Here is a 10,787-nt window from a genome sequence, read left to right as displayed (position 1 = left end):
GCAGATTGTAGTTCTGGAAAGAAAACCACAGCGTCATCGCAAGTGGCACGATCATCCAGATCAAAAGCAGGAAAACCGAGGGCGCCATCATCACACGCGCCAGGCTCCTGGTGTTTTGCGTTGCCATTCGCTGTCCTCCCAGTATCGCGCGCAGCGTCAAGACCGCATGCAGGTGCATTTTTTTGATTATAAAGACAATTAAGAATGCCCGCCGCCCGGCTTTTGCCGGACGACGGGCTTTGGGAGGATTACTTGATGTAACCGGCGCGGGTCATTTCGCGTGTCGCAGTGGACTGGGCACCCGAAAGCGCATCATCGACCGAAGACTGACCTGCAACGACCGCGGAGAAAAGCTGTCCGACAGTGGTGCCGAGCGACTGGAACTCAGGGATCGCCACGAACTGACCGCCCGTATAAGGCACAGGCTTGACGGTCGGCTTGGTGATATCGGCTGCGTTCATGGCCGCAAGCGTCGTCTTGGCGAAAGGTGCCGCCTTCTCGTAATCAGCATTCTTGTAGAGCGAGGTGCGCGTGCCCGGAGGAACGTTGGCCCAGCCTTCCTTGGAAGCGACGAGATCGGAGTAGTCCTTGCTGGTTGCCCAGGCGATGAACTTCTCTGCCGATTCAGCCTTTTGCGAGCTCTTCGGGATAGCAAGGTTCCAAGACCACAGCCAGTTGCCGTGGTTCTTCAACTCGCCATGCGTCGGGAACAACGCATAGCCAACCTTGTCCGCAACCGTTGAGTCCTTCGGATTCGACACGAAGGATGCAGCAACGGTAGCGTCAATCCACATGCCGCACTTGCCCTGCTGGAAGAGCGTCAGGTTTTCGTTGAAGCCGTTGGAGGCTGCACCCGAAGGGCCGGCATCCTTCATCAGATCGACGTAAAACTGCAGCGAATTCTTCCACTCGGGCTGATCGAATTGTGGCTTCCAGTTTTCATCGAACCAGCGGCCACCGAAAGAGTTGGTGAGCGCGGTGATGAAGGCCATGTTCTCGCCCCAACCGGCCTTGCCACGCAGGCAGATGCCGTTGACGTCAGCCTTGCGGTCGGTGATCTTGCGGGCCGCGTCACCGATGAATTCCCAGGTCGGGTTTTCCGGCATCTTCAGACCGGCTTTTTCGAACAGGTCCTTGCGGTACATGATCATGGCGGATTCGCCATAGAAGGGCGCCGCGTAAAGCTTGCCTTCGACCGTGAGACCGCCACGGATGGAGGGCAGCATGTCGTTGACGTCATACTTGTCGCCAAGCTTTTCGAGCGGCAGAAGCCAGCCCTGCTTTGCCCAGATCGGAGCCTCGTAGTTACCGATCGTCATGATGTCATACTGGCCACCATTGGTGGCGATATCCGTCGTTACGCGTTCGCGCAGGACGTTTTCTTCCAGCGTGACCCATTCGATCTGAATGTCCGGGTTCTTGTCGGTGAATTCCTTTGTCAGCCCCTGCATGCGGATCATGTCACCGTTGTTGACGGTGGCAATGGTCAGTGTTTCTGCAGACGCGAGGCCGGAAAAGGCGAGAGCCGAGCATGCGCCCAGCAGAAGTGTCTTCAATGTCATGATCTTCCTCCCAGAAGAAAAATGAGCATTCGCTTTGCTCGAGGGCAATTACTCACTTTGAAGCATAGAATGTCAAGCACCATCCTGCGCTGCAGCGCACAAGTGACGGCTAATATGCTGATTTGAAAATAATATTTCTGCTCAGTGTGTGAGCATATATTCGGCAGATTGCTCGTCCGTGATGATCCCGTTCAACAAGCCCCCTCGTAAGGCGGCCAGCATAGCGGACGATTTTTTCCGGCCCTGCGCAATGCCGATGACCGTGCAAGTCTCGCGTGATGGAACGGGGACAGATGCCACACGGTCGTTGATGGGATTGGTTATGATCTTTCCATCGCCGTCAAAGAACCAGCCGCAGATTTCCCCCGCAGCCCCTTCGGCGATCAGACGCTTCATGTCTTCGACAGCCAGAAATCCATCGACGCACAGCGGTGCGTTCTCCCCGAGTTCACCCACTCCCACGAAGGTTACGTTCGCGGCGGCTCCAAGCGACAGAGTAGAGCGCACCATCGCCTGGTCGTGCAGAAGTTCTCGCTCTTCGGCAGATGAGCAGAGAACTGGCAAAGGCATCGGAAAATGCCGTGCCTTGATTGCATCTGCCATGGAGAAAATGACGTTGTAATAGGCCGCCGAACCGTCCGGCCCGATGTTGCCGGTTAGCGAGACGATGCGATGCTGCGGACACTCCATCGGCGGCAGCTGATCAACCGCCGCTTTGAGTGTCCGTCCTGTTCCGATCGCAAGGACGATCGGGTCCGGCTGACGCAGCCAACGTTCGATTTCCGCAGCACCGGCCTCGGCAATCCCAACCGTCGACGACGTTCCTGCCGGATCGCTCGGAACGACTTCGACATGCTTCAGAAAAAAGCGCTCGCGCAGAGCTTCGGCCTTTTCCAGGCAGGCAGCAATTGGATGATCTAGCCTGACCTTGATCAGGCGTTCGGCCACCGCCAGCGAGACCAGCCTTTGCGCCGACTGGCGTGAAATTCCCATGGCGGCGGCGATCTCATCCTGGGTACGGCCAGCCACATAATAGAGCCAGCCGGCACGTGCCGCATCGTCTAACCGCCCACCGCTATCGGATCGTCTGGCCATGTCTTTGCCCTAAGCTCTTCGTCACCAAGTGCTGACATTTTTTGCGGCAAAATGTCAAATTATGAGACACGGCAGGCGAATCACGATCCGTAGTTCCTAACCTTTTCAGCTTGCTTCCTGCACGAGATGACCAGCCGAAACCTCTCGATAATGACGTGGCGGCGGCACGTAACCTGCGGGGCGGATTGGGCTTTTGATTTCGTCGGTCGCCATGTTGCGCCGAATATGCCGTCGCGAGGGGTCCGGCACTGGAACGGCAGACATCAGCTTCTTCGTGTAAGGATGCTGGGGATTATCGAAAACGGCGGCGCGCGGGCCAATCTCCACGATCTCACCGAGATACATCACCGCTACACGATGACTGACCCGCTCCACCACGGCCATATCGTGTGAGATGAACAGGAAAGCCAGATTGAGGCTCTGTTGCAGATCAAGCAGAAGGTTGCACACCTGCGCCTTGATCGAGACATCAAGCGCCGAGACCGCCTCGTCGGCGACGATGACCTTGGGGTCGAGCATCAAAGAGCGGGCAATGGCGACGCGCTGGCGCTGACCGCCTGAAAATTCATGCGGGAAACGCCCCATGATATCGGCGTGAAGGCCAACTTTCTCCAGCAGATCCGCAGCCTTTTCACGCGCCTGCTGCTTGTTGCCGAGGCGATGCTCGAGGAAGGGCTCCATGATTGCGGCACCCACGCTCATGCGCGGGTCAAGGCTTGCGAAAGGGTCCTGGAAAATCATCTGCACACTGCGCCGCATGGCGCGCAACGTGACCTTGTCGAGTTGCATCACCTCATAGCCATCGAGCATCACATTGCCGGACGTCGGCTCGATCAGTCGCGTGATCGAGCGACCGGTGGTGGATTTACCGCAACCCGACTCGCCAACGAGCGAAAGTGTTTCTCCTTCGGAAAGATCGAAGGAGACCTTTTCCACCGCGTGGACGGCACCGGATTTACGACCAAGAAGACCGGAGCGGATATCGAAGCGGGTCGTCAGATCTTTGACCGACAGAATGGGCGTCTTGCTACCCGAAACCGTGTCCTTCACCTCCGCTGCGGGCTGGCTTTCTCCCGTCTTGATATCGACGATCGGGAAGCGGGCGGGAAGCACGCGCTCCTTCATCGAACCAAGCTTGGGCACCGCAGAAAGAAGCGCACGCGTATAGGGGTGCTGGCCACGGTGGAAGATATCATCCGTGGTGCCGGTCTCCACCACATCACCGCGAAACATGACGATGGTGCGGTCCGCGACTTCAGCCACGACACCCATATCATGGGTGATGAAGAGGACGGACATGCCCTCCTCTTCCTGCAGCTGCTTGATGAGGTCGAGTATCTGGCCCTGGATCGTCACATCGAGCGCCGTTGTCGGCTCATCGGCGATCAGGAGCTTCGGTTTGGACGCAAGGGCCATGGCGATCATCACGCGCTGGCGCATCCCGCCGGAAAACTGATGCGGATAATCGTTAAAGCGGCTCGTCGCATTGGGAATGCGCACCTTTTCCAGAAGCCGGATGACTTCAGCCTTCGCAGCTGACGAAGACATAGGCTGATGGACGGTGAGCGCTTCGGCGATCTGCCTGCCGATCGGAAAGATCGGATTGAGGCTCGTCATCGGCTCCTGGAAGATCATCGAGATCTCCCTGCCACGAACCTTTTGCATTTCCTCTTCCGGCAAGCTCAAAAGATTGCGCCCGCCGAGCATGACTTCCCCTTCGATGCGGCTCATCCTCTTATCGAGAAGACGCATGATGGAAAGCGACGTGACACTCTTGCCCGAGCCACTTTCCCCGACGATTGCCACCGTTTCGCGCGGCGCGATCTGGAAACTCATATTTCGAACCACGGACTTCCATCCGTCAGGAGTGCGAAAGGACGTGGTGAGATTTTGAACCGACAGGACCGGGGTCACAGACCCGCCGGTTGCTTCCATGGACGTTCCGGCCAAAAGCATGCTGATCTCCTTAAAGTTCGACCGCACAATCGCATGTCGGCATCATGGTATTTCTCGTTTCGGGTGCCACAGCTCGGCTTGAAGCATCGCCCAGCGCGCTAACGCTTGCAACCTCGGCACCCGCGTGATCAGCCTTGCGCTTATGGCTGCGGCCACTGTTTCACACCCCCGCTCCAGTCCTCGAACGCCTTAGATAACTTCAAGACAAAAAGATCCTCGTAGCGCGGGCCGACGATCTGCAGGCCAATAGGCATGCCGGATTTCGAGAAGCCGCAATTGATGGAAGAGGCCGGTTGCTCCGACATGTTCCAGGGGACAGTAAAGGCAATGTGTTCGAAGGGCAGCTGTGGGTCATTGGTAGGAGAGGCCCAGTCTGCCGGATAGGACACGATCGGATTGGTCGGCGAAATGACGGCATCCACCTTCCGCATCAGCCGCCCGCAGCTTTTGCGCATCTCCATGGTCTGGTTGAAGCCGAAGACTGCGCGCGACCCTGACACCTCGGCACCCTTGCTCGCCCAGTCCAGAATATAGGGCAAAATGGTTGCGCGGCGTTCGTCGCTCAAGGCCACCATATCGCCCCAGAATCTGGCCCGCCAGAAATCGTCCAGACCGTCCAGCATGTTGCGCGTCAGCACTGGCTCGACTGGAACGATGATGGCGCCCGCGGCCTCGAAAAGTCTTGCAGCAGACGTGACGGCATCACGGACCTCGTCATCCAGAGGCAGGCCGCAGCCCGCATCCAGCATCAGGCCGATCTTCAGGCCCCTTACGTCGATCTCCAGATCCAGCCAATCGATGGTGTTGGGTGGCAGCGACGTGCCATCGCGCCAATCCGGACGGCTCAATGTCGACATGGCGTAAGCAGCATCGGTGACGGTGCGCGTCATCGGCCCGGCGCAGCGACCGGTGTAAAAGGGATCGACCGGAATACGGCCTTGGCTGGGCTTGAAACCAAAGAGCCCGGTCCATCCCGCGGGAAGACGCACGGAGCCGCCGATATCCGTGCCGACATGGAGCGTGCCATAGCCCGCAGCCCCTGCCGACGCTGCTCCTGCACTAGATCCACCGGGATTTTGCGTTGGGTCCCACGGGTTGCGGCTCAGATTGTGAAAACTGGAAAGGCCCGACGAAAGCATGCCGTAATCCGGGCAGGTCGTCTTGGCATAGAGGATCGCCCCATCTTCACGGCAACGGGCAGCCACCGGTGCATCCTCCAGGGCCGGAACAAGCTCTACCGCCCTCGTGCCGAGCGGTACAGGCTGTCCCTTCGTGGCGATGAGTTCCTTGAGCGAGACCGGAAGGCCATCGAGGGGCCCGAGCGTTTCTCCCCTGAGCCAGCGCTGCGTCGAGGCTGCCGCCTGCCTGCGGGCACCTTCGGGATCATAGGCGTAAAGCGCGTTCACGATTGGCTCGAATGCCTCGATGCGTTCCTCCACTGCCTGCCAATATTCTGACGGGGACAGTGCCTTGTCGCGGTAAAGCGCCAGAATTTCGAGCGTGTTGAGGTCTATGAGATCGGCCATGGAATCGTCTCGTCAAAAATTACAGGTTGTGAGGGTGATATCGGCTCCGGGCGATCACGTCGTATCGCGCGGATCGAGGAGATCGCGAAGGCCATCACCGAGCAGATTGAGACCGAAGACAGCAAGCGCGATGGCAAGCCCCGGCATGATAGCGAGCCATGGAGCGACGCCGAGATAGGTTTGGGCATCGGCGAGCATCCGTCCCCAGGTGGCGGCAGGCGGAGGCATGCCGAGACCAAGGAAGGAGAGGCCGGCTTCCGTAAGGATGGCAAGGCCAAGCTGGATCGTCACCTGCACGATGATCTGGTTGGAGATATTAGGGACGATGTGAAAGAACGTGATCTTGGCGCGGTTCTGACCGATGCTGGTCGCTGCGGTAATATACTCTCTTGCCCATATCTGCAGTGCTGCACCTAGCGTCAGCCGGGCAAAGACAGGCACCATGAAGGTGGCGATAGCGATGATGGCAGTAAAGCGACCGGTACCGATGAACGCACCGAGCATCATCGCCGACAGAATGGGTGGCACGGCGAAGATGATATCGCAGATACGCATCACCACGGTCTCGGTAAATCCGCGCAGAGCGGCGACCGTAACCCCGATTGCAGTGCCGATGAAGGCACCGATGGCGACCGCAGCGATCGCCGTCGACAGCGAGTTCCAGGCTCCCGCCATCAGCATGGAAAGGACATCGCGACCGAAGTGATCGGTGCCGAGCCCACCATAGACGAAGGGCGACTTCAGCTTTTGAACGATCTGCATTTTTGTGGGAGACAGCGGCGTCCAGACCAGGGACAACAATGCGACCGCAATCAGAAAGCTTGTGACGGCAATGCCGATGACGAATGCCGGGCGGCGACGGAGCAAGTCAATCATCGTGCACCTGTCCGCAATCTTGGATCGATGAAGAGATAGGCGATATCGACCAGGAAATTCATGGTGATGACGAGTGCGGAGAAGAACAGCACAACAGACTGCATGACGACGATATCCCGCTGGGTCAGCGCTTGATAGGCAAGCCGTCCGAGGCCTGGCAAGTTGAAGACATTCTCCACCAGCACCGCACCGGCAATCAGAAAGGTGAATTGCAGACCGATCATGGTGACGACCGGGATCATCGCATTTGGCACCGCGTGCCGCCATAATGCGACACGCTCGCTCAGGCCCTTTGCCCGGGCGGTGCGAACGAAATCCTCATTCATTACCTCGAGCACAGCGGAGCGGCAGACGCGGGTCAGGACACCCGCTTGCGAAAGGGCGAGCGCGATGGCCGGCAGAAAAAGCGAAAGAAGACCGGCGGATAAGCTCGGCGTCCAGCCGGGAAAACCGCCAGCAGGCATCCAGCCGAGCGTGGTGGAAAAAAGAATGATGAGCAGCAACCCGACCCAGAAGCCAGGCACGGCGATACCCACGTGGGAAAACAGACCCGCCGCGAAATCGAGTGCGCCATTGCGGTTTCGTGCCGCCGCCACACCGAGCGGGATGGCGATGGCAATGGACAGGCAGACAGCGAGAAGCGCAAGCGGGAGGGTAACGGCCAGCCGCTCGACAATCAGACCTGCCACCGGCACACCGTAAGTATAGGACTGCCCGAGATCGCCGTGCAAAACGCCCATCAGCCAGTGGACATAACGAAACGGCAGCGGCTGATCGAGGCCCATTTGTTTCTGAAGTGCGGCGAGCGTATCGGGACTGGCAGAGGTGCCGAGCATGATGGCCGCCGGATCTCCCGGCAGCAGGCCCATGACAAAATAGATGATGAGCGACACCGCAAACAAGGTGACGACGAGGCTTACGAGACGCCGGATGAGGACGGCTAACATCTGGCACCTACTCCTTGCGCACCAAGATCGGTTGATTGCAATCGCTCCGTCTCACCGGATCATGCTAGGCGAGACGGAACGTGCGGTCCCTGCGAAGACTTACTCTTCCCAGCGAACGTCCGTCAGCACGTTCGACGGTATAGGTTCATCCTGCCAAAGTCCCTTGACCTTCTTGTCCCAGACACCAAGCTTGGGCATCACAAAAAGAAAGAGCGCCGGCACGTCTTCAGCGAGGATCTTCTGCGCCTCTCCATAGAGCTTTTCCTGCTCACCGGCGTCCGCGGTCTTCTCGACATCGGCAATGACCTCGTTGAAGGCCGGGTTCTTGTAATTGAAGTAGTAGGGGTTACGGGAATAGATATCGATGTCCATCGGCTCGGCATGGGCGACGATGGTCATGTCGTAATTACTACCCTTGAACACATCCGCGACCCACTTGGCCGGAAACTCGGTCGTCTCGATCGTCATCGTCACGCCGATTTCCGCGAGCATGGCCTGGAGAACCTGCGATGTGCGCTGCGCATAGGCCATCTGAGGGGCCTTGATGGTGAAGCTGAAGCCATCCGGATACCCGGCTTCGGCGAGCAAGGCCTTCGCCTTCTCGACATCATATGGGTACACGCCTGTTGTATCGATGTAACCGCGGTCATTAGGGGTGTAGTGACTACCGATGGCGGTGCCGAGACCGGACCACGCACCTTCGATAACGGTCGGACGGTCAACCGCCATCATCAGCGCCTGGCGCACACGCTTGTCGTCGAAGGGCTTGCGAGCATTGTTCATGCCCGCCACGACCTTGAGTTCGGTATTGCCAACGAAGGTGCCGAGGCGTGCGTCGCCATCAAAGGAGGACATAAGCTCCGGCGCACCAAATTCCGGGAATGCGTCGATATCGCCGGCTTTCAGAGCCGCCGCCTGGGCCTGCGCATCGGAGACGAAGCGGAAGGTCGCTTTCTCCAGTTTTACCCCGACGTTCTTGTCCCAATAGGACGGGTTCTTTTCAAGCTCGACCTTGTCACCCTTTGCCCAGCTCACAAATTTGAATGGGCCGGTGCCGATCGGCGTCGTGCGGTTGGTTTCCGCAGTCTTCGGCGCGACCATGACCGAGGCTGGCCAGCCCAACCAATAAATGAGGCTGCCAGCGGGCTGCTTCAGTTTCAACACCAGCGTTTCAGGGTCCGGCGTCTCGATGGTATCGATGGAAGCAAAGAAGCGTTTCTGCGGATTGACCGAGCTCTCGCCACGGGCACGATCCAGCGAAAACTTAGCAACGGAAGAATCAAAGGCCTCACCGTCATGGAAGGTCACGCCCCTGTGCAGCTTGAACGTATAGGTCTTGCCATCCGGAGAAATCTGCCAGCTCTCGGCGAGCTGCGGCTTGACTTGCCCCTTGCTGTCAATGGTGACAAGGCCTTCGAAAATGTTCTGCCACGTGACCTGACCGATGGCGACGGGGGCTGCAATCGTCGGGTCCAGGCCCGTCGGCTCGATCGCCATACCAAGTGTCAGCGCCGTCTTGGGTGCGGCCTCAGCCTCAACAGCCGAGAACGGTAGCCATAGCGCCGTCCCCAAGGCAAGGGTCAGGGCGGTACGGCGAGAGAGCTTCGCCGCCTGCGAAAAATAAGTGCGTGGCATCATTATCCCCTGTCGGACGGCCCGGGCTTTTTGCCCTTTGAAAGACCATCTGTTGCAAAAAGAGTGGCACGGAGACGGCGCACACACAATCTGCATTTTTGTGTGCTCCGCGTAGCGGAAAACGCTACACGGTCTTGGGGAGGAAAATCAACCGACAGACGGTGATCGAATGGACAAAGTTCGATAGAGGAAAAACGTAAAGCATCGAGAAAGAGCCTGAAGGATCGCGATGCTCCTTACGGAGACGTTGTTGCCTCACGCATGAAACGTTCGATAAAGTCGGCGAGTTTGGAGGCTGCAAAGGAGAGTTGCCGGTCCGGCGCGACGCAGAGGTCGATCTGTGTGTGGATGCCCTTCTTGGCAGCCAGAGGGACGGCAACCATCTGGCCGCTGCGCAACTCGCGCGCCACCGAAAGAGCGGGCAAAAGCGTCGCCGCAGCGTGACCCTGCACCAGTTCTTTCAGCATTTCCAGCGAGCTGGTGATGAAGACCGGATCGAGTTCGATCCCGGCCTCCGCAAAGAGGGCGTCAAACGCCTGTCGTGCGGCAAAAGTTTTGTCCGGCAGAGCAAGCGGAAGCCCGGCAAGTTCCTTCAACGTCACTTCGGGCTGGCCGGCAAGCGTATGCCCCGCCGGGAAGATCGCATCATAGCTGATGCGCGTGCGTGAGCGCACCTTGACGCCGGAAAGCTTCGGCGCAAAGAGGCTAACGACGAGGTCGGCTTCCGCCGTTCCCAACGCCTCTATGGCTTGGCGCGCGCTGGTGATATTGACCTCGAAACGCAGCTTTGGATATTTCAGGCTGAACTGTGCAAGGACGGGGGCCAGCAGATTGGCGACGGTCGCACCATTGGCATAGATCGTGACGCGGCCGCGTTGCAGCCCCTTCAGATCATCGATCAGCTGGTTGACATGGTCCAACTCCCGCAGCGTCTTTCCGGCGCGTGCGGCAAGGAGTTCGCCTGCCGCTGTCAGCTTCACCCCGCGGCTGGAGCGCTCGACCAGCGGTGTCCCGAAATAATATTCGAGATTTTCGATCTGACGGCTAACCGCGGTGGGTGCAACATTCAGGTTCTCGGCTGCCGCGCGCATGGAATTGGTACGGACCAGTTCATCAAAATACATCAATGCGCGCAATTGCATGGAGCGATCATCCCCAGTGTTCGATCAAGGCTGTTGGACAGACTTAAC

The 10,787-nt window shown here is 58.5% G+C and carries 8 protein-coding genes and 1 pseudogene; all 9 read right to left on the bottom strand.

What is annotated here, in order from left to right; all coding sequences use genetic code 11:
* Positions 1-127: pseudogene (locus QZ862_RS13940) on the bottom strand (sugar ABC transporter permease); the annotation flags it as partial.
* A 121-nt stretch (positions 128-248) separates the two neighbouring features.
* A complete protein-coding gene (locus QZ862_RS13935; protein ID WP_296100599.1) occupies positions 249-1,562 on the bottom strand; it encodes a sugar ABC transporter substrate-binding protein in 1,314 nt (437 codons plus the stop codon).
* A gap of 141 nt (positions 1,563-1,703) precedes the next feature.
* Positions 1,704-2,657: a sugar-binding transcriptional regulator gene (locus QZ862_RS13930; protein WP_296015519.1), complete on the bottom strand. Its 954-nt coding sequence runs from the start codon at positions 2,655-2,657 to the stop codon at positions 1,704-1,706.
* A 105-nt stretch (positions 2,658-2,762) separates the two neighbouring features.
* Positions 2,763-4,613, bottom strand: a complete 1,851-nt coding sequence (locus tag QZ862_RS13925; protein WP_296100597.1) for an ABC transporter ATP-binding protein — start codon at positions 4,611-4,613, stop codon at positions 2,763-2,765.
* 140 nt (positions 4,614-4,753) lie between these two features.
* A complete protein-coding gene (locus QZ862_RS13920) occupies positions 4,754-6,139 on the bottom strand; it encodes an amidase (protein WP_296100596.1) in 1,386 nt (461 codons plus the stop codon).
* Positions 6,140-6,193: 54 nt separating this feature from the next.
* Positions 6,194-7,015 (bottom strand): ABC transporter permease, encoded by an 822-nt coding sequence (locus QZ862_RS13915; RefSeq protein ID WP_296015514.1) that lies wholly within the window; start codon positions 7,013-7,015, stop codon positions 6,194-6,196.
* Positions 7,012-7,962, bottom strand: coding sequence for an ABC transporter permease (locus tag QZ862_RS13910; RefSeq protein WP_296100595.1), 951 nt, complete (start codon positions 7,960-7,962; stop codon positions 7,012-7,014). The genes QZ862_RS13915 and QZ862_RS13910 overlap by 4 nt, the downstream gene beginning before the upstream one ends.
* Positions 7,963-8,061: 99 nt before the next feature.
* Positions 8,062-9,597, bottom strand: coding sequence for an ABC transporter substrate-binding protein (locus QZ862_RS13905; protein ID WP_296100594.1), 1,536 nt, complete (start codon positions 9,595-9,597; stop codon positions 8,062-8,064).
* Between the two features lie 236 nt (positions 9,598-9,833).
* Positions 9,834-10,739 carry a LysR family transcriptional regulator gene (locus QZ862_RS13900; protein WP_296084071.1) on the bottom strand — a complete coding sequence of 302 codons (906 nt, stop codon included), beginning with the start codon at positions 10,737-10,739 and terminating at the stop codon, positions 9,834-9,836.
* Positions 10,740-10,787 lie beyond the last annotated feature (48 nt).

It is taken from the genome of uncultured Agrobacterium sp. (assembly GCA_913777615.1).
Classification (GTDB): Bacteria; Pseudomonadota; Alphaproteobacteria; order Rhizobiales; family Rhizobiaceae; genus Agrobacterium.
The sequence above is the reverse complement of the archived record's forward strand: the minus strand, read 5'-3'. Positions and strand labels throughout refer to the sequence as shown.